At 46.3% G+C, this 17029-nt stretch carries 27 protein-coding genes and 1 pseudogene; all 28 read right to left on the bottom strand.

Annotated features, from left to right (window positions below; genetic code table 11):
- Positions 1–17: 17 nt before the first annotated feature.
- The 28 genes and pseudogenes from rplO to IPJ67_01100 all read right to left on the bottom strand — a co-directional run bounded on the left by rplO (position 18) and on the right by IPJ67_01100 (position 16473).
- Entirely contained in the window at positions 18–500 is a 483-nt protein-coding gene (gene rplO / locus IPJ67_01235; GenBank protein QQR77755.1) for a 50S ribosomal protein L15, read from the bottom strand.
- 17 nt (positions 501–517) lie between these two features.
- Entirely contained in the window at positions 518–1075 is a 558-nt protein-coding gene (gene rpsE, locus IPJ67_01230; protein QQR77754.1) for a 30S ribosomal protein S5, read from the bottom strand.
- 33 nt (positions 1076–1108) lie between these two features.
- Positions 1109–1468: a 50S ribosomal protein L18 gene (locus IPJ67_01225; protein QQR77753.1), complete on the bottom strand. Its 360-nt coding sequence runs from the start codon at positions 1466–1468 to the stop codon at positions 1109–1111.
- 12 nt (positions 1469–1480) lie between these two features.
- Positions 1481–2017 (bottom strand): 50S ribosomal protein L6, encoded by a 537-nt coding sequence (rplF, locus tag IPJ67_01220; GenBank protein ID QQR77752.1) that lies wholly within the window; start codon positions 2015–2017, stop codon positions 1481–1483.
- A 76-nt stretch (positions 2018–2093) separates the two neighbouring features.
- Positions 2094–2501 carry a 30S ribosomal protein S8 gene (gene rpsH / locus IPJ67_01215; protein QQR77751.1) on the bottom strand — a complete coding sequence of 136 codons (408 nt, stop codon included), beginning with the start codon at positions 2499–2501 and terminating at the stop codon, positions 2094–2096.
- A 4-nt stretch (positions 2502–2505) separates the two neighbouring features.
- Positions 2506–2691: a type Z 30S ribosomal protein S14 gene (locus tag IPJ67_01210; GenBank protein ID QQR77750.1), complete on the bottom strand. Its 186-nt coding sequence runs from the start codon at positions 2689–2691 to the stop codon at positions 2506–2508.
- A gap of 13 nt (positions 2692–2704) precedes the next feature.
- Positions 2705–3268 (bottom strand): 50S ribosomal protein L5, encoded by a 564-nt coding sequence (rplE, locus tag IPJ67_01205; protein QQR77749.1) that lies wholly within the window; start codon positions 3266–3268, stop codon positions 2705–2707.
- Positions 3269–3308: 40 nt separating this feature from the next.
- A complete protein-coding gene (gene rplX, locus IPJ67_01200; GenBank protein ID QQR77748.1) occupies positions 3309–3617 on the bottom strand; it encodes a 50S ribosomal protein L24 in 309 nt (102 codons plus the stop codon).
- 27 nt (positions 3618–3644) lie between these two features.
- Positions 3645–4010 carry a 50S ribosomal protein L14 gene (gene rplN, locus IPJ67_01195; GenBank protein QQR77747.1) on the bottom strand — a complete coding sequence of 122 codons (366 nt, stop codon included), beginning with the start codon at positions 4008–4010 and terminating at the stop codon, positions 3645–3647.
- Positions 4011–4054: 44 nt separating this feature from the next.
- The gene (gene rpsQ / locus IPJ67_01190) at positions 4055–4330 is read right to left on the bottom strand and encodes a 30S ribosomal protein S17 (GenBank protein ID QQR77746.1); all 276 of its coding nucleotides are present in this window, start codon (positions 4328–4330) and stop codon (positions 4055–4057) included.
- Between the two features lie 19 nt (positions 4331–4349).
- Positions 4350–4535 carry a 50S ribosomal protein L29 gene (rpmC, locus tag IPJ67_01185; protein ID QQR77745.1) on the bottom strand — a complete coding sequence of 62 codons (186 nt, stop codon included), beginning with the start codon at positions 4533–4535 and terminating at the stop codon, positions 4350–4352.
- Positions 4536–4592: 57 nt separating this feature from the next.
- Entirely contained in the window at positions 4593–5003 is a 411-nt protein-coding gene (gene rplP, locus IPJ67_01180; protein ID QQR77744.1) for a 50S ribosomal protein L16, read from the bottom strand.
- A 19-nt stretch (positions 5004–5022) separates the two neighbouring features.
- Positions 5023–5670 (bottom strand): 30S ribosomal protein S3, encoded by a 648-nt coding sequence (gene rpsC, locus IPJ67_01175; protein ID QQR77743.1) that lies wholly within the window; start codon positions 5668–5670, stop codon positions 5023–5025.
- A 25-nt stretch (positions 5671–5695) separates the two neighbouring features.
- Entirely contained in the window at positions 5696–6211 is a 516-nt protein-coding gene (gene rplV / locus IPJ67_01170; GenBank protein QQR77742.1) for a 50S ribosomal protein L22, read from the bottom strand.
- Positions 6212–6215: 4 nt separating this feature from the next.
- On the bottom strand, positions 6216–6554 hold the full coding sequence (rpsS, locus tag IPJ67_01165; protein QQR77741.1) for a 30S ribosomal protein S19: 339 nt from the start codon (positions 6552–6554) through the stop codon (positions 6216–6218).
- A 47-nt stretch (positions 6555–6601) separates the two neighbouring features.
- Entirely contained in the window at positions 6602–7444 is an 843-nt protein-coding gene (rplB, locus tag IPJ67_01160) for a 50S ribosomal protein L2 (protein ID QQR77740.1), read from the bottom strand.
- Positions 7445–7471: 27 nt separating this feature from the next.
- Positions 7472–7792 (bottom strand): 50S ribosomal protein L23, encoded by a 321-nt coding sequence (rplW, locus tag IPJ67_01155; GenBank protein ID QQR77739.1) that lies wholly within the window; start codon positions 7790–7792, stop codon positions 7472–7474.
- A 5-nt stretch (positions 7793–7797) separates the two neighbouring features.
- Positions 7798–8457 carry a 50S ribosomal protein L4 gene (rplD, locus tag IPJ67_01150; GenBank protein QQR77738.1) on the bottom strand — a complete coding sequence of 220 codons (660 nt, stop codon included), beginning with the start codon at positions 8455–8457 and terminating at the stop codon, positions 7798–7800.
- A 35-nt stretch (positions 8458–8492) separates the two neighbouring features.
- Positions 8493–9089, bottom strand: a complete 597-nt coding sequence (rplC, locus tag IPJ67_01145) for a 50S ribosomal protein L3 (protein ID QQR77737.1) — start codon at positions 9087–9089, stop codon at positions 8493–8495.
- 248 nt (positions 9090–9337) lie between these two features.
- Positions 9338–9667, bottom strand: a complete 330-nt coding sequence (rpsJ, locus tag IPJ67_01140) for a 30S ribosomal protein S10 (protein ID QQR77736.1) — start codon at positions 9665–9667, stop codon at positions 9338–9340.
- A 132-nt stretch (positions 9668–9799) separates the two neighbouring features.
- Positions 9800–10990, bottom strand: a complete 1191-nt coding sequence (gene tuf, locus IPJ67_01135) for an elongation factor Tu (protein ID QQR77735.1) — start codon at positions 10988–10990, stop codon at positions 9800–9802.
- Positions 10991–11264: 274 nt separating this feature from the next.
- Positions 11265–12305 carry a recombinase RecA gene (gene recA, locus IPJ67_01130; GenBank protein QQR77734.1) on the bottom strand — a complete coding sequence of 347 codons (1041 nt, stop codon included), beginning with the start codon at positions 12303–12305 and terminating at the stop codon, positions 11265–11267.
- A 60-nt stretch (positions 12306–12365) separates the two neighbouring features.
- Positions 12366–13367 carry a helix-turn-helix domain-containing protein gene (locus IPJ67_01125; GenBank protein ID QQR77733.1) on the bottom strand — a complete coding sequence of 334 codons (1002 nt, stop codon included), beginning with the start codon at positions 13365–13367 and terminating at the stop codon, positions 12366–12368.
- 241 nt (positions 13368–13608) lie between these two features.
- Positions 13609–13776: pseudogene (locus IPJ67_01120) on the bottom strand (DUF1697 domain-containing protein).
- Entirely contained in the window at positions 13754–14032 is a 279-nt protein-coding gene (locus IPJ67_01115) for a YdeI/OmpD-associated family protein (GenBank protein ID QQR78024.1), read from the bottom strand. The pseudogene IPJ67_01120 and the gene IPJ67_01115 overlap by 23 nt, the downstream one beginning before the upstream one ends.
- Positions 14025–14441 (bottom strand): SRPBCC family protein, encoded by a 417-nt coding sequence (locus IPJ67_01110; protein QQR77732.1) that lies wholly within the window; start codon positions 14439–14441, stop codon positions 14025–14027. Before IPJ67_01110 ends, IPJ67_01115 begins: the two co-directional genes overlap by 8 nt.
- 286 nt (positions 14442–14727) lie before the next feature.
- Positions 14728–15147, bottom strand: coding sequence for a nucleoside 2-deoxyribosyltransferase (locus IPJ67_01105; protein ID QQR77731.1), 420 nt, complete (start codon positions 15145–15147; stop codon positions 14728–14730).
- 609 nt (positions 15148–15756) lie between these two features.
- Positions 15757–16473, bottom strand: a complete 717-nt coding sequence (locus IPJ67_01100; GenBank protein ID QQR77730.1) for a hypothetical protein — start codon at positions 16471–16473, stop codon at positions 15757–15759.
- Positions 16474–17029 lie beyond the last annotated feature (556 nt).

Genomic DNA, 17029 nt, shown 5'->3' with positions numbered 1-17029 from the left:
CTTTTGTGTTCCGGTTGTTATCGACTCTCCTCTTCTGCGTTGTCCGCTGAAACAGATTTCTTCATCGATACCATTTTCCCGCCGGACTTCTCGATACCGGCGCGGACGCTTTCCGAAAACGAAAGAGCTGAATCAAAAGAAAGATTCTTTGGAACAGTTCCCAAGCCGATAATCTTCACACCGCTCTTCAAGATTTCTGTCGGAGCGAGATTCTTTGCTACCAATGTTTCCGCTGACACGGTCTCTTCGGATGTAAATACCCGGACAATGTCTGAGAGCTTCACAAATGACTTCTTCGCATGTGGCGACTTAAATCCTCGCACTTTCTTGAGACGATCGACAATCGATGTGTGTCCACCTTCAAAAAGCGGGTTCACGTGTGCGCCCGAGCGAGCCTTCTGTCCCTTGTTTCCGCGACCAGAGTATGTGCCGCGCTTCCCGCCGCGCCCTACGCGCTTTCGTCGCAACCGATTTCCTGAAGAAATTTCATGAATCTGCATAGTATTCGTTCGTCGTGTTATACCTGAGTCGTCACTTCTGCAACAGGAGTATCTGTGGCAGCTACCACTTGTTCAGTTTCCGATACGTTCTCATCGTGTCTCATACTCGGCTTTGTTCGGAATCGCGAGAGCGCACGAACCGTCGTACGAGCAACATTGAGAGGATTTGATGCTCCAAGTGACTTGGAAACGATATCTTTGATACCCGCTAAATCCATAACTGCTCGGACAGCGCCACCAGCAATAATACCCTGCCCAGCAATACCCGGCTTTAGAAGAACTATCGAGCTCCCCAATTTCTCGCGGACATCATGTGGTATAGTCGAACCGTCCAGCATCACCGATATCATATTCCGTTTCGCATCGTTAAATGCCTTCTGTATAGAATCTGAGACATCCGAACCCTTTGCAACGCCAACGCCGACCTTGCCTTTCCGATTCCCAATAACCAGCGTCGCACGAAAACGAAATCGCCGTCCGCCTTTTACCACGCGCGTCACGCGAGCAAGGTTCAGAAGTTTCTGATCATACTCCGGTTTCTCTCGACGTTTCGGTTTTCTGTTCTGCTTGGACATAGATTCGTTCACCCAAAGTTACATGGTTTACCGCTAAAATACCAAACCACCCTCTCGAGCTCCCTCCGCGACCGCTTTCACACGACCGTGATACCGATAGCTACTTCGATCAAAGAGAGCGCTCTGAATATTCCCAGCGAGACATTTCTTGGCTATCAACTTTCCCACTTCATGCGCACCGGCAATGGTATTCGACGCCTTCCCATTTTTGATTTCACGAAGATACGCAGAGAAAAGTGTTTTCCCATTCACATCATCAATCGCTTGCACGGAAATTCCTCGAAGGCTTCGAAATACCGAAAGACGAGGACGCTCCACACTCCCGGATATGCGTGCACGAACCCGATTTTTTCGGAGCGTTCGCCCACTTTTTTTTGTCAGTGATCCTTTCATATCCATTCGTCATTAAGCGGCTGATTTCTTGCCTTCCTTCTTCAATACTGTCTCTCCGACATATCTAAATCCCTTTCCCTTGTAAGGCTCAACGGGCTTCAGTTTCTTTATTTCTGCAGTAAACTGCCCCACAGCCTGCTTATCTATACCAGAGATATCCAATACATTGTTCTCTATTTTCGCTGCAATTCCTTCGGGAAGAGCAACTTCAACTGGATGCGAGAAACCAAGTGCAAATACCAATTTCTGCCCCTGCAATACCATGCGATACCCGACACCGTTCAGTTCAAGGCGCTTTGAGAACCCCGCAGTCACACCGACAATCATATTGTGAATCAATCGAGCGGTGGTTCCCCAGAGGGCCGGCGCCATCTTTGAATTCACCCGCTTCTCAATCAAAACCTCAGAACCTTCGATTTTCACAATCACATCGTAGTGGTGCGTCAAAGAAAGGACTCCCTTGGGACCTTTGGCTGTCACCACATTTCCAGAAAGCGTCGCCTCGACACCCGCTGGAATGGCAATGGGTTGTTTTCCAATTCTGCTCATATGCTTCATTGCTAGATAAAATCCTACAGGACTTCCGAGCTTTCGTACAGCCCCAAGGAGAAAACTGCCCAAACCTCTACCACACCTGACAGAGATACTCTCCCCCGAGTCCGGAGTGATACGCTTCTGTCCCCGTCATCACTCCCTTGGAAGTTGATACAATGGCGAGACCGAAACCATTCTTTACCTTCCGGATATCCTCGTGTTTCACATACATTCTCTGTCCTCCGCGACTCACGCGACGAATCTCGCGAATAGCTGGGTCGAGCTCCGTCGGAGAAACACGACGATACCGAAGTACAATATGAAGACTTTTGGCAGACCCCTTTCCAAGGTCTTCCTCAGTCGCTTTTTCCACAAATCCCTTCCGCTCGAGTATGGATGCAATTGCCAACTTCACTTTGGATGAGGGAAGTGTGACGGAAGCGTGTCCCGCTCGCTGAGCGTTCCGGATTCTCGTTAACATGTTTGCAATAGTATCCATAGAATTACCATGAAGATTTTCGAACACCCGGAATTTCCCCTTTACTCGCTAGCTCACGGAAACAAATTCGACACAAATCAAACTTTCGAAGATAGCCGTGCTTCCGTCCGCAACGCCAGCATCGGCGAACAATTCGAGTAGAGAATTTTGGTTGTTTCCGAGCTCTCGCTACGGTCGATGTCTTCGCCATACAATATATTCTTTTAATTGGTGTCGCGGAGCGGGAATCCGAGGGACTTCGCGAGCGTAAGACCCACATCTCTTGTCTTTGCTGTCGTGACAACCGTCACCTGAAGCCCAAACGAAGTCTGCACTTTCTCGGGGATAATCTCAGGAAATACCGCATGCTCACGAATTCCGACATTGAGATGTCCATTGCTGTCTACAACTGAAGATGATATGCCCTGAAAGTCCCGAACTCGTGGAAAAGCCGTCTTGATAAGACGATCCAAGAAGTCCCACATACGATCCCCTCGCAGTGTCACTTTCACGCCGACCGCTAGTCCTTCACGAATCTTAAATCCAGCAATCGCCTTCTTCGCTTGGGTCAAGACCGGCTTTTGTCCGGTGATATCCGTTATCGAGCGAACAATTTCTTCAACCCGCTGTTCCTCCTTGAGAAACTTCCCGATGCCGGCATTGACAACCACTTTCTGAACACGCGCAACCGCCATAGGATTGGATTTCCCAGAGGCAGCAAGCAGTGCCGGAACCGCGCGGGTCCGATAGATTTCTTTGAGTGGGATGGTGACATCGACATGTTCCATAGAGGTAGAGGAAACGGTTCAACGGTTCTTTCTTGATATATTAGGCAATCGGCTTATTTGCTCGCTTGCTGATGCGAATCTTCTCGCCGCTCTCCATTTGATACCCAATTCTCGTCAGTTTCCCCGTATGAGGACACACGAGCATCGCCTTGGATATTGAGAATGGCGATGATATTTCAACTCGCTCACCTTTCTGACCTTCTTTTCGAGACTTGATGTGTTTCTTTCGCACATTTACCCCCTCAACTACAATCTGTCCAAGAGTTGGCACCGTACGAGACACAGGACCTCGTTTTCCTTTGTCCTTTCCAGTAATAATCTCGACTTCATCTCCTTTCTTGAATTTCATAGGGGTTGTTCAGGGGATATAGATGCCTTACAAAACTTCCGGAGCAAGAGAAACAATTTTCGCAAAGCCACGGTCACGCACTTCTCGAGCAATTGGCCCAAAAACTCGCGATCCTTTTGGCTCTGTTCCTTCGAGAATCACAGCGGCATTTTCATCAAACCGAATACAGGAATTGTCAGCACGACGATAGGTGTCTTTTTGGCGAACAATAACCGCTTTTACCTTATCACCCTTCTTCACCATACCTCTCGGCTGAGACGACTTTACTGACGCAACGATGATATCGCCAAGCGCTGCATATCGACGCTTGCTCCCTCCAAGCACTTTGAAGCATTCGATCACAATCGCTCCGCTATTGTCCGCCACTTTCAGTTGTGTTTCCGCCTGAATCATAGGTCTGATTATTCTTACTCGCCTGTCAAGATTTCAAAATTTAATTACTTCTCCGAGACAATCACTTCGTGCCGCTTGTGCCGACTAACTGGCGGACACTCGCGAAACTCCACCGTATCTCCAACCACATGCTTTTTCTCCGGATCATGTACCTGATATCGTCTCGTTGATCGGTACTTCTTCCGATATTTCGGGTGCGTCTTGAGCGTCTCTACAGAGACAACGATAGTTTTCTCCATTCGATCACTCACGACCGTACCTCGAAATACTGGTGCTTTCGCCGATTGAGAGATTTCAGATTGTAGGGATTTCTTCGTCATACCAACAAGCACAAGAAAATTATATCCGTTCGCTGAGCACGGTCAGCATTCGCGCAATTTCCCGACGGAGTCGTCGGTGTTCCTGATGATTCTTCACTTCACGCTCAGCTATCCCAAATCGAACAACTCGAAGTGCCTCCCGACTTTCCAAGAGTGCCTCCTCGATATCTTTTCGGCTTTTTTCCCGTATTTCAGCGATATTCATAATAGTTCGTAGGAAGTTCTGAGTATACCTTTCTTTCCCAAAAAAATCAACCCCCACTTATTCAGAGACAACAAATTTCGTTTTTACAGAGAGCTTATAGGCAGCAAGCTTCATCGCCTTTTCAGCTACTTCACGAGACACGCCATCTATTTCAAAGAGGACTCGTCCAGCAAGTACTTTGGCAACAAAATGGTCTACCGCTCCTTTTCCCTTTCCCATAGGCGTCTCATCACCCTTCTTCGTCATCGGCTTGTCAGGGAAAATCCGGATCCACACCTTGCCGCCACGCTGAATATAGCGTGTCATCGCGCGGCGTGCAGACTCAATCTGGCGAGCAGATATAAGCCCCGCTTCCGTCGACTTCAACCCATAGGTTCCGAAGCTTACCTGATTGCCAACATACGAAATTCCCTCGACCTTTCCGCCGCGATGAATCTTCCGGTGTTTGACTTTTTTCGGCATCAACATACGATTCTCATGTTCAATACTAATCGCTACTGAATTTCTCTCCTCGATACAACCATACCTTCACGCCAATCGCTCCATAGGTCGTCCGAGCTGTCGCTGAAGCAAAGTCAATGTCAGCTCGAAGCGTATGCAGTGGGAGCGTCCCTCGAGAAAGCCATTCTCTTCGTGACATTTCCGCGCCACCCAATCGTCCGGATATTTCAATCTTTACTCCGCGAATCGCGTGACTCTTCTCCACCTGATCAAGTGTTCCCTTGAGAACACGGCGAAACGGCAAGCGTCTCTCAAGCTGTTCCGCTACCTGTCCAGCAACAAGCACTGCACTTTCCTCAAAATGTTTCACCTCCTGCACGTCGAGCTTCAAGTCAATACGACGACCGGGAAAGAATCGGTGCTTGAGTGTCCGAGTGACATCCTCAATACCTGTCCCTCCGCGACCAATTAAGACACCCGGACGAGCTGTTCGAATGATAAGTCGAATCGTTCCAGACGAGCGTTCAATTTCGACACTGGAAATCCCTGCAGCCTTCCATTCCTTCATGACAAACTCTCGAATGAGGATATCCTCACGAAGGTGCCTTTGATACAGCTTGCCACCGAACCATCGCGACTTCCATGAAGTCGTAATGCCGATTCTCATGCCGATTGGATTTGCTTTATGTCCCATAATGTAAGAGGCTTCAAAACAGAAACTAGACAGCTTTTCGGTGAAAGATAGACCGGGATGATCGCGTGCCAGACGTTTTCTTTATATTTCCAGAACGATGTGAATCGGAAAAAGATTTGGTCTTTGATGCTTTCTCCTGCGCTGGTTCAGACATATCTCTCTTTGCATGAGGCGTCTTCCCTTTAGAAGTAGCAGCTCGCAACTCCGGGTCCACCTCTCTAAGCACGATATGCACTCGAGACATCCGCTTCCAAATCGGTGTCGCACGCCCCTGCGCGCGAGGCATCCACCGCTTTAGCTTTCGCCCCTCCCCGACGGTCACTTTTGACACAATCAAATTCTCGGGAATTGCCTGAAAATTATGCTCGGCATTGGCAATAGCGCTCGTGATCAACTTTTCAAGCGGAAGTGCCGCACGTCGAAGTTCGCGATCAAGCTGAACGATTGCCTCTTGCGCCGGAAGACCCTTGAGCATCTTGGCTACCATGAGAACTTTCCGAGGGGAAATACGCAAATTGTTGAGATGTGCCTCTATGTTCATAACATTATTTCTTCTTTCCACCAGATGAAGCTCCTGCTGCCGCACCAGCATCCTTTTGCTTGGAAGCAGTCTCTATTTCTTTTTGCATCTTTCCGCCGTGGCGTGTGAATTTTCGAGTCAATGAGAATTCCCCCAAACGATGACCCACCATATCTTCCGTCACATACACCTGTGGAAATTCCTTCCCATTGTGAACACCAAAGGTCACACCAATCATTTCAGGAGTAATGACACATGCTCGCGACCAGGTCTTTATAGGACTCGTATCGCCAGGCTTCCGATTTCTCACCTTCTGGAGAACTCGTTCATCGATGTAGGGACCTTTTTTGAGACTTCGAGACATAGAAAACACTCTAAATTATCAGCTTCAATGAAAAATTCTGTATACGCTTATCGCTTCTTTGCTCGACGCTTCACGATATACTGATCACTCAGCCTCCGCTTTCGACGAGTCTTCTTACCAAGTGCTGGCTTACCCCATGGCGTCTTCGGATGCTTGAGACCAATACCCTGGCGACCCTCACCTCCACCATGTGGATGGTCAACCGGATTCATCGCCGAGCCTCGAACAGCCGGACGCTTTCCCTTCCAGCGATTCCTCCCGGCCTTTCCAATTTTCTCAGCACTATGCTCAAAATTGCTCACTCCGCCCACGGTAGCATAACATTCAGCATTCACCAAACGTATTTCCCCAGAAGAAAGTCGAATCCGTGCCATACCACTATCTATCGACATAAGAGAAGCGCTTGATCCGGCACTACGCACCATTTGCCCGCCTTTTCCAGGGAAAAGCTCGATATTTGAAATCGTAGTACTGGCAGGAATATTTTTGAGTGGAAGACTGTTTCCTACTGCAACCGGAGCCTCCGGTCCAGCAAGCAATTTCTGCCCAATGACAACACCAGCTGCTGCCAAAATATACGCTTTGGCACCATTCTCGTAGTGAAGAAGCGCGATAAGAGCAGAGCGATTCGGATCTTTCTCAATCGAAACAACCGTTGCTGAGACACCCTGCTGTGCTACCTGGGCAAAATCAACCAATCGATAGCGTCGCTTGTGTCCGCCTCCCTTGTGACGAACCGAAATCTTTCCGTGTGAACGCCCCGACTTCTTTGTAAGCGAAGTCGTCAGAGACTTCTCGGGACGAACTGTCCCGCGACTTACGTTCTCGGGCTTCACCATGGACATATTCCGTCGTCCTGCCGTATTTTTTCTGTAAACATGAATGGCCATACGAATAGTTTCAGTAGTCCGACACTGCTATACCCCTTTGAATAAATCGATACTTTCTCCCTTTTTGAGGGTCACAACTGCTTTCTTAATGGCAGATTTCCAGCCAACAGATCGACCGAATACCCGGCGCTTCCTTGGCGTACTCACAATATTCACCGCTGTCACCGAAACACCATAAATATTCTCAACAGACTGCTTTACCGACTGCTTCGTCGCCGATGGCGTCACTTGGAAAACATATTTCCCCAAAGAAATCGCAAAATGCGCCTTTTCAGTCATACGAGGACGGAGCAACACTTTGGAAGCAAGGGCACTCGGCATGGATTTTTTGTTCTTGTCCGTGGTCATATTCGTTATGAAACTGTTTCAATACAGCGCTTCTCAAGATCAGCAATAGCAGTCGTGCTCAAAAGAAGAAACTGATGGTCCAAGAGCTCTTTCGTATTCAGCGTATGAATTGGGAACGATGAAACTTTTGAAATATTGTGACTTGCCCGATCAATGCCCACCTCTCCCTGAGAAAATGCAATTACCGCGCTCTTTCCTGACACGGAAAGTGCCGATAGAGCCGCAGCAACGCGCTTTGTCTTCCATTCAGAAAGCAGGAACGAATCAACGATACGGAGAGTGCCGCTACGAACCTTCTCGCTCAATGCAATCTTTATTGCTTTCTGACGAACCTTACGATTTATCTTCTTTGAAAAATTTCGATCTTTCTTCGGTCCAAAAACAACGCCACCCTTCCTCCACAGAGGACTTCGAACGCTTCCTGCGCGTGCGCGACCCGTATGTTTCTGCTTCCACGGCTTCTTCCCTGAACCCTTCCGCTCGCCACGCCCCTTGGTATGCGCATACACCCCTCGCTCATTCGCCGACAAAGAGACATAGACTTCGTGAAGAAGTGCATCATTTTTAGGAAGCGCAAACACGCGTTCATCGAGCTCAATCGAGCTCACCTCTTTCCCTTCAAGATTGTAGACTGGAAGTGTTGTCATAAGATTCACATGCTGCATCAGTTCATTTTCCGTTCAAATCCGATTCATGTTAGTTACTTAGCCGACCGTATTTCAATGACACTCCCCCGACTGCCAGGAACTGCTCCACGGAGTCCTATCAGCCGTTTCTCTGGGTCTACATAGGAGACTGAGAGATTCTTCGTTGTCGATCGAACTCCTCCCATACGCCCTGCCATACGCATTCCCTTGATAACATGCTGTGGGAATGTTGCTCCAATCGATCCATGTGCACGAAGATCGTGTTTATGTCCGTGTGTTTTTGGTGCACCTTTGAATCCATGCCGCTTCACAACACCCTGAAAGCCTTTTGCTTTTGTGATACCAGAAACAGAAACACGTTCTCCGACTGTAAAGATATCCATCGGCAACACGGCACCAATCGGAAATGACTCCACCAAAGCAGATGATTCCGTCTCAGAAAGCTTCTTATCAAGACGAAACTCTCGCTGGGCATTCTTACGTCGTGTCTTCAGCATCTCCACCTGAAGCGCCACATATCCATCACGTTTAATACTGCGCGCCAAAGTTACGGTATTAGTGTCACATTCAATAAGCGTGACATTCCGCGCACCCTTTTCCGGATCATGGATAGTCGTCATGCCGAGTTTTTTCCCCAGAAGAAATTTCATAGAATACAGCAAAGACAGTGAATTTTCGGATGAAGCCTCTCGAATCTCAAGCAACAAAAAAACCGGTCAAAAGCCAGTCCCATACTACAGACATAGAGTCTGTTTCGGTCCCGCTGAGTATCCATTCTCTCCATCCGTTTCTTCCCCGAGAGTCGGACTTGAACGAGTTTTCTATTTTTCGAGAAAGGAGCAGAACATTCGAAAAATAGGTACACGGGAATGCGCCGATTTTTCGAATGCCCTTACTCTTACATTTTTATTTCAATATCCACCCCCGCCGGAAGATCAAGATTCGTCAGATGATCTATGGTTTTTGCCGTTGGCTCGAGGATGTCTACTACCCTTTTATGAACGCGCATTTCATACTGATCTCGCGCATCTTTATGCACAAACGAAGATCGGTTCACTGTCACCCGATGTGTCTCAGTCGGCAAAGGCACTGGACCAGCTACCCGAGCCCCTGTCCGCTCCGCCGTCTCGACGATTTTCCGAGCCGTCTGATCAATCACTTTGTGATCGTATGCCTTAATCTTGATTCTCACTCGATTGAGTGCTCCAACCGGTTCCGACTTCTTCATGTGAGAGGAATACCGAAATTAAATCTTTCCCGAAGAATATCCTGACCATTTTCCAATGTCTTGGAAACGTTTGTTTCGGGAAACAGTGGCAAGCTGGAGAGAATTCTTCAGCTTGCGCTCTTTCTCGAAAATCTACTTGATAATAGAAGTTGCCACACCAGCACCAACCGTTCGTCCACCCTCACGAATAGCGAAGCGCATTCCTTCTTCCATGGCGACTGGAGCAAGAAGCTTCACTTTGAGCTTCACTGTATCACCAGGCATCACCATTTCAGAACCTTCTGGAAGCGTGACATCGCCAGTCACGTCGGTTGTTCGGATATAGAACTGAGGTTTGTAGCCCTTAAAGAAAGGTGTGTGTCGCCCGCCTTCTTCTTTGGTCAGGACATACACTTCGCTCTCAAACTCTGTATGCGGGGTTATGGAGCCTGGCTTTGCCAAAACCTGACCACGTTCGACATCTTCTTTCTTGATACCTCGAAGAAGAATTCCGGCATTGTCGCCAGCGTTTCCGCTATCGAGTGATTTATTGAACATTTCGATACCCGTCACGACAGTCTTCACTGTTGGGCGAATTCCAACGATTTCAACTTCCTCGTTTATCTTGACGGAACCACGTTCGATACGACCAGTGACTACCGTGCCGCGACCTTCAATGGAAAAGATATCTTCGATTGGCATGAGAAGCGCCTTGTCCATATCGCGTGTTGGCGCTGGAATTTTCGAATCAAGTGCTGCAACAAGATCAAGAATCGGCTTTGCATCGGCATCATCAACAGACTTCGACTCGAGTGCTTTGAGCGCGCTTCCGCGAACCACAATAGCATTGTCTCCATCAAATTCATACTTCGAAAGCAATTCCCGGACTTCTGCTTCAACGAGATCAACAAGTTCTGGATCATCCACCATGTCTACCTTATTGAGGAAGACCACAATGGCAGGAACATTAACATAGCGAGCCAAAAGGATGTGCTCACGAGTCTGTGGCATCGGACCATCGGTCGCAGACACCACGAGAATCGCTCCATCCATCTGAGCGGCTCCCGTAATCATGTTCTTGATATAGTCAGCATGTCCCGGACAGTCCACGTGTGCATAGTGACGCGCCTCGGATTCATACTCGCAGTGTGAGGTAGCAATCGTAATACCGCGAGCTTTCTCTTCTGGAGCATTGTCAATTTCATTGACATTTTTCTCTTTTGCAAAACCCTTCAGACTCAGAACATGCAAAAGTGCCGCGGTAAGAGTTGTCTTTCCGTGGTCGACATGACCGATAGTTCCAACATTCACGTGCGGCTTATCCCGCTTGAATTGCTCCGCCATACGATTTGTCCCGGAAAGTTTACGTCCTTTGTATTTCTGTCATCACTTCTCCAGGAGAAGGAAACAGAAAATAACATGACGCGGAAACTTCCTTTACAGGAGAATTAACAGTTTACGCAAACATTACTTTTTTGAGTGTACCACATCCCCTTCAAAAAGAAAGAGAAATACTCGGAACCCCGAGCGCTTTTCAGAGTCTAGCAATTGCATTTTCTTTTGTCAAGCATCGCAAGAATCGTTTCTGCGAAACACTCACCCACACACCAAGGTCGCACTATACCTTGCTGTCATCCTTAGCTTTTTCAGTTATTGCCATTTCTATTTTCTCAGCAATATCGGCATGCTCTTTGAGGAAATTCCGAGCGGCCTCACGACCGACGCCGAGCTTTTCTTCACCAAAAAGAAAGGAATTCCCACTCTTCTTGACAACCTCGTAAAGCAGTCCCGTATCGAGAAGATCGCCCTCTCGAGAGATGCCTTCATTGTACATGATATCGAATTCCGCCTTGCGAAACGGCGGTGCTACTTTGTTCTTGACGATTTTCACATTCACGCGATTGCCAACGATTTCTTCACCCTTCTTGATCTGTGCCGCGCGGCGCACCTCGATACGAACAGATGAATAAAATTTGAGCGCTTGCCCGCCAGTCGTCGTCTCCGGATTCCCAAACATGACGCCGATTTTCATGCGAATCTGATTGATAAACACGACAATCGTATTGGAACGAGAGATAATCGCCGTCAATTTCCGAAGCGCCTGAGACATAAGTCGCGCTTGGCGACCAACATGTTGATCTCCCATCTCGCCCTCGATTTCCGCTTTAGGCACCAACGCTGCCACTGAGTCGACGACAATAATATCAACCGCATTCGACCGTACAAGCGTCTCAACAATATCAAGCGCCTGCTCACCTGTATCCGGCTGAGAAATAAGCAGTTCATCGACATTCACCCCGATCCGCTTGGCATATTCCGGGTCAAGCGCATGCTCAGCATCCACAAAGGCTGCTGAACCGCCCGCCTTCTGGGCATTTGCGACAATATGAAGCGTGAGCGTTGTCTTTCCGGACGACTCTGGTCCGTAGATTTCGACAATGCGCCCCCGTGGCACACCGCCAATACCAAGTGCCAAATCGAGCGACACAGAGCCAGTCGGAATCGCCTGAACATCCACCTTCTTCACATCGCCTAGCTTCATAATCATCCCATCACCGAACTTCTCACGAATCTCCTCCATGACCGCATTCAAATCCTTCTTACCCGCTTTTTCGACGGTTTTCGCTGCCTTCTCCACTTTTTCTTTTCCTTTAAACATATTCGTGCTGATTAATATAAAAACTGCGAGCCTCTCACAACAAGAAAGTCTTCAACGATATCATTCCTGCTTTTCCGGCGCAAGCGAGAAGTCGACGCCGACAATTGTCCCCGACTTCTCTGCTATCGGCTTTGCCTCACCACCATCCCAACTCGCAAGCGTCCCCGAGCCAGATGTCGAGTCTACCGTACAGCCCCGTTCGCATTCAAATTCTTTCGTCTCCCCCGTCAAGAGGTCGCCCTTGTAGAGTTCGCGCCCATCGGAGCGAACCAGTATCGACACGGGCTTCTTCTCATTCGTCGAGAGAACCAGCTTTGGCACTCGAGGTGCCTCAGACCCCTCTGACGATGGCTGATCTGGGCTTTCTGGCACATCATAGTTGGCAATTACCGAAACCGTCTCCACACGCTCTTTTTCAAAGCGATTCACCACTTTCACGGTGACAGTATTCACTCCCGGCTGGAGGCGCACTCGTTCTCGAAATCCCCCTGACTCATCCACAAATACCGGCTGATTATTCAAAAAGAGCTTTGCGTCTTTGTCTGTCTTCCCGACCACGGTGCTCTCATCACTCGAAACCGTCTGCCCATTCGATGGTTCCAAAAGTACCAGATAGGGTTCCGAGACAAATGTGCGGTATTCCTGATAGAGATAGAGCGCAATGCCAAACACACATACAGCAACAACACTCCCAATCATCACCTTTGGCGTGACAACAAAGAACGAAAATTTCCGAGATGGCTTAGCAGTCGCGGAAAGCGCCTTCTCAGGCTCTTTGCCAAGATTCTTAGCAATGCTCCGCTCCCGTTCATAGAGACGAACGAGCGCCTTGGGATCAACCCCGAGAAACCGCGCGTAACTACGCAAAAATCCGCGAATGTACACATCCGCGGGCAATTTGGTATATTCTCCACGCTCAAGATACTCGAGATATTCTCGACGAATACCCGTCTCGCGAACCACATCCGCAAGATTCACTCGATACTCCGCGCGTATTTTTTGAAGTTTCTCGCCGAGCGTGAGCGACCCGACTTTCTTGCGAGTAAATCCATTCCCAAGCATACAAGTAGAACACGAGTCCCGTTCAAAAGCGAGACTGCAAAGACAAAGAGAAGCGTACAATCATTCTCGACGCTCCGCAATGAATTGTCAAATTTCTTTGTTTTTTCAGAAATATTCGCGGTTCTTTTCTCCTCATTTCATCTCTCAGAAGTCATATCCACAGTGCCTCCAAGAATTCTTTTATGCAAAGATTTGTCCAATTTTTTGGAATCTCTTTCTGCAAAGTATCCTGTTCCGTATCTGATTCAAATAGAACATTTCCGGAATTCAAATACGTTACAACATCTGCGTAGCCCAAAGATTCGAAAAGTTTTTTGAGTTTTTTCATCTCAACTTTTCGATTTCCTCCGACATTTATTCCTCTCAGTAATGCGATGTATTTCGTTTTACTTAAACCACTTTTTCGCACTTTCTCTGCGATGCGGACACCCCGGCCAACAACAGGGTCGCTTTTTCCCTTTCAGAATATCCTCTTGCAAACGAACCAGATGTTCTTTACGTGTTTCTTGTTTTTTGACAATGGTCACCCAGCATATCCACTCATTGCGTGCCAATGGGGTGAGTTTGTTCCATTTTTCAAGCACGTCTGAACGAGAAGTCAAGACTTCGTTTAGGTCAGAAGGTATCTTGTGAACAACGCTAGTTTCAATATCGTTTTTACCCATTTTTTTCTCTTTCAGCATAAGACCGAAAATTATCCAGTATTGATTGCCAACCACTTCTTTGTTTTTCTTCAGAATTTTCTTTTTCTGCATCAAAAACGACTACTACCTTGGTTTGACCATCGAGGTTTTCAAAAGAAACATTTACTTCTCTTCCATCTTCCAGAGTGGATGAAAATCTTTCACCCTCGACAACTTCACTGTAGGTTGCTTCAAAATCAAAACCAAAACTTTTGTCCTTTGCTTCCATTCGTGCCTTGTATTTCCCGCCAACCTGTAGATCATTTTCCGCACTCGGACAACACCAGTCTTCTGATGCAAAATTCCAATTTACAATATGCTTAGGATTTGTATAAAGATCCCAAACCTTCTTTTTGTCTGCTGATATCGTTGTTTGAACTGTAATTTTCATAATATCATCATTACCGATGAAAGATTTAAAAACAATTCGTTTTCTGTACCAGAGTGAAAGAAAGCACTCTATTACCTTCCACCGCTCCCTATAGTATACGAAAAATTAAATTTATCCCCTACTGAAAAGCTTATCAAAATTCCTGACTAAAGGAATATTTCAGCTAATGTCAGGATTATGAGAAGTCTGCAAGACTTCGTAACCTCATAATACTTGTTATATTCCCCGAAGGGCTGAAATTTAGTGCAACGTTCCGAAGGAAAATTTCAGAGTTCGGGCTGGCTCGCTACTTCAATGATTCAAAGAAACTATCAATATGAGAAACTGCATCTTCAAAAGTTTCATATCTTGCAATTTTTACGTTTGGATTTCCACTAATCATTGCAGATAATCTTTTATTTTGCTGATTCCTATAAAGACACAACATTTTTATGTTCATATCCTCAGCTTTTCCGATTTCGTATCCAACACCGAGCGATGGTGTGGAAACTTCGGCAATAACAACATCTGATTGGCGAACCCAATCCATATCACGCTCGTAGATATATTCGTCATTGGGGCCGTCTTCACCGATCTCTGTTAGGTTTCCATCGCCGACATGTTCAGTTAAAACTTTACCATGTTTAGCGAGGTGTTGGATTAGCTGAAGATATAAATCTTTATCACCTCTTCCGCCACGAATTGAACCAGCAAAATATATTTTCATAGTCATAATTATAGTAAAAATTGCAAGGATTTAAATGTTTTGCGAGCCAGCCCGAATTGAATATAACGCCTACGGATGATGCGACGTTTTTCTGAAAAGAAATGAAATTCTTGAAAGGAAAATTTCGAATATCTCGCTGTTATACGGAGTTTCGCGAAGCGAAATGGAGGAGAATAGCAAGATTATCATCCGCAGGCTTTATTCGCAATGGAGCAAAGTGAAATTGCGAATAACGTCAGGATTATGAGAAGTTTGCGGAATGTAGCGAAAGAAATTTAGGAGGGATCTCAAGCCGAGCAATTTTTCTTTTATCTCTTGCTGAAGACACGAATGTAGCGTAGCGAAGTAAGAGCGAAGCGTGGTTCGAGCGATAGCGAGAAAGTCAGACAAAGGGGCACTACTTTAAATTATCCTTAATTTTTTCTTTTATCTGAATTAGTGTTTCTTCATCAACTTGAGATTGGCGGAAGGGGTGGGACGAAGTGAGAACGTATGTGCTTCAATTTCCATCATTCCACCAAGTACCCATGATTGTACGATAAATTTTTGGAAACAAAAAGCCTCCTATGTGGAGGCTTCAAGATAAGCACTGTGTGAGAAGCAAAAAAACTACTTTAATGAGGTAAAATTTTTCTGCCCAAAGTCAACAAGAAGTCGACCCTCTGGATTTTCCGTATTTTCGCCAAAACTCAATACGAAAGTATTTGTCTTTTCACCCACTGCAAATAAATACTCAAATTCAACCGAAGCCCCACCCGGAATACTAAAGCTAGCAACATTATAGTTAACTGGGGCTACTTTTATATCATTGACTGATAAAAGAAAATTCGGGTTTATTGACAAACTAGCAGTGTTTTTCTCGTTGCTAACTATTACTCTGACGCCTATTATAGATTTTCCACTTGGGACATCCACTTCTACACTCTTAACAGTCCCGTCTCTCTGTGGTTGGTCGTCAACATAAAAAATTGGTGCGACTCCTGTAGGCGTCGTCAACGTATATTTTTTTACATTTTGAAATGAAAAATTATTTTTTACAGGGGAATCAATGGTTGAGTTTGGCAAAGTGAATTTAACATTTGAAATTGATATGTCTTCGACTTTAAGCTCACGTCCAGACGTATCTCTACCAGCAGCAGAAGAAGAAAGAGTTGCTGGAAGACTTTTCTTTTCAGTTATACTTTGATTTTCTACGGATTTGACCACGGGTTTAACTACTGAATCCAATGTTTGCTGTTTGCTACCCAGCCAAATAAAACCCACAATAACAATAAAAATGACAAGTATTATTCCCACAGCAATCTCTGTTCTTATATTTTTATTCATATTTTTATTTTACCTAATTTTTACATTTTGACATTACCACAAGCAGGCAGGCTATGTCCACGGGATATATTACGCGGGCAATCACGACACTCTCATTTCCAAAGAGTTGTTTGAGAAGGCGCAAGATGTTTTCACAGGAAAAAATCGAAGCCGATACAAAAAGCATTTCTTTCCGCTTCGAGACTTTATGAATTACCACGCGTGCGGATGTCTCATGACCGCCATGGAGAAAAAAGGCTTCACGTATTACTACTGCACCAATGGCAAAGGAAACTGTGAAGCGCGCAAGCGATATTTGCGGAGTGAAGAAGCTGAGAAAATTCCTTATTTCCCCTCATTAAAATAAAGAAAATTTTTCACTCGTTCCTTATTCTAAAAAAGAGACTTGGAAATATGTCACTTAACGTTACGAGTATCCGAAGTTTTTCTGTAGCGTAGCGGAGGAAAAATTTGGATGGAGGCTTTTGTGTAAAAGCCGTAACCGGATACTCGTTGTTAGCTGATGTATTCCTTTTCTTTTTTCCGACTAATGTCGGAATTGTTTTAAAAAATTTTA

The organism is Candidatus Moraniibacteriota bacterium (genome assembly GCA_016699385.1).
In the GTDB taxonomy this organism is placed as follows: Bacteria; Patescibacteriota; Minisyncoccia; order Moranbacterales; family UBA1568.
Note: the sequence above shows the minus strand (reverse complement) of the source record. Positions and strands in the feature narration are given on the sequence as shown.

Excerpts from the sequence above, each read along its gene's own strand:
- rplO (QQR77755.1), bottom strand. The coding sequence starts at position 500 with ATGCAGATTCATGAAATTTCTTCAGGAAATCGGTTGCGACGAAAGCGC.
- rpsE (QQR77754.1), bottom strand. The coding sequence starts at position 1,075 with ATGTCCAAGCAGAACAGAAAACCGAAACGTCGAGAGAAACCGGAGTAT.
- IPJ67_01225 (QQR77753.1), bottom strand. The coding sequence starts at position 1,468 with ATGAAAGGATCACTGACAAAAAAAAGTGGGCGAACGCTCCGAAAAAAT.
- rplF (QQR77752.1), bottom strand. The coding sequence starts at position 2,017 with ATGAGCAGAATTGGAAAACAACCCATTGCCATTCCAGCGGGTGTCGAG.
- rpsH (QQR77751.1), bottom strand. The coding sequence starts at position 2,501 with ATGGATACTATTGCAAACATGTTAACGAGAATCCGGAACGCTCAGCGA.
- IPJ67_01210 (QQR77750.1), bottom strand. The coding sequence starts at position 2,691 with ATGGCGAAGACATCGACCGTAGCGAGAGCTCGGAAACAACCAAAATTC.
- rplE (QQR77749.1), bottom strand. The coding sequence starts at position 3,268 with ATGGAACATGTCGATGTCACCATCCCACTCAAAGAAATCTATCGGACC.
- rplX (QQR77748.1), bottom strand. The coding sequence starts at position 3,617 with ATGAAATTCAAGAAAGGAGATGAAGTCGAGATTATTACTGGAAAGGAC.
- rplN (QQR77747.1), bottom strand. The coding sequence starts at position 4,010 with ATGATTCAGGCGGAAACACAACTGAAAGTGGCGGACAATAGCGGAGCG.
- rpsQ (QQR77746.1), bottom strand. The coding sequence starts at position 4,330 with ATGACGAAGAAATCCCTACAATCTGAAATCTCTCAATCGGCGAAAGCA.
- rpmC (QQR77745.1), bottom strand. The coding sequence starts at position 4,535 with ATGAATATCGCTGAAATACGGGAAAAAAGCCGAAAAGATATCGAGGAG.
- rplP (QQR77744.1), bottom strand. The coding sequence starts at position 5,003 with ATGTTGATGCCGAAAAAAGTCAAACACCGGAAGATTCATCGCGGCGGA.
- rpsC (QQR77743.1), bottom strand. The coding sequence starts at position 5,670 with ATGGGACATAAAGCAAATCCAATCGGCATGAGAATCGGCATTACGACT.
- rplV (QQR77742.1), bottom strand. The coding sequence starts at position 6,211 with ATGAACATAGAGGCACATCTCAACAATTTGCGTATTTCCCCTCGGAAA.
- rpsS (QQR77741.1), bottom strand. The coding sequence starts at position 6,554 with ATGTCTCGAAGTCTCAAAAAAGGTCCCTACATCGATGAACGAGTTCTC.
- rplB (QQR77740.1), bottom strand. The coding sequence starts at position 7,444 with ATGGCCATTCATGTTTACAGAAAAAATACGGCAGGACGACGGAATATG.
- rplW (QQR77739.1), bottom strand. The coding sequence starts at position 7,792 with ATGACCACGGACAAGAACAAAAAATCCATGCCGAGTGCCCTTGCTTCC.
- rplD (QQR77738.1), bottom strand. The coding sequence starts at position 8,457 with ATGCAGCATGTGAATCTTATGACAACACTTCCAGTCTACAATCTTGAA.
- rplC (QQR77737.1), bottom strand. The coding sequence starts at position 9,089 with ATGAAATTTCTTCTGGGGAAAAAACTCGGCATGACGACTATCCATGAT.
- rpsJ (QQR77736.1), bottom strand. The coding sequence starts at position 9,667 with ATGAAGAAGTCGGAACCGGTTGGAGCACTCAATCGAGTGAGAATCAAG.
- tuf (QQR77735.1), bottom strand. The coding sequence starts at position 10,990 with ATGGCGGAGCAATTCAAGCGGGATAAGCCGCACGTGAATGTTGGAACT.
- recA (QQR77734.1), bottom strand. The coding sequence starts at position 12,305 with ATGTTTAAAGGAAAAGAAAAAGTGGAGAAGGCAGCGAAAACCGTCGAA.
- IPJ67_01125 (QQR77733.1), bottom strand. The coding sequence starts at position 13,367 with ATGCTTGGGAATGGATTTACTCGCAAGAAAGTCGGGTCGCTCACGCTC.
- IPJ67_01115 (QQR78024.1), bottom strand. The coding sequence starts at position 14,032 with ATGGGTAAAAACGATATTGAAACTAGCGTTGTTCACAAGATACCTTCT.
- IPJ67_01110 (QQR77732.1), bottom strand. The coding sequence starts at position 14,441 with ATGAAAATTACAGTTCAAACAACGATATCAGCAGACAAAAAGAAGGTT.
- IPJ67_01105 (QQR77731.1), bottom strand. The coding sequence starts at position 15,147 with ATGAAAATATATTTTGCTGGTTCAATTCGTGGCGGAAGAGGTGATAAA.
- IPJ67_01100 (QQR77730.1), bottom strand. The coding sequence starts at position 16,473 with ATGAATAAAAATATAAGAACAGAGATTGCTGTGGGAATAATACTTGTC.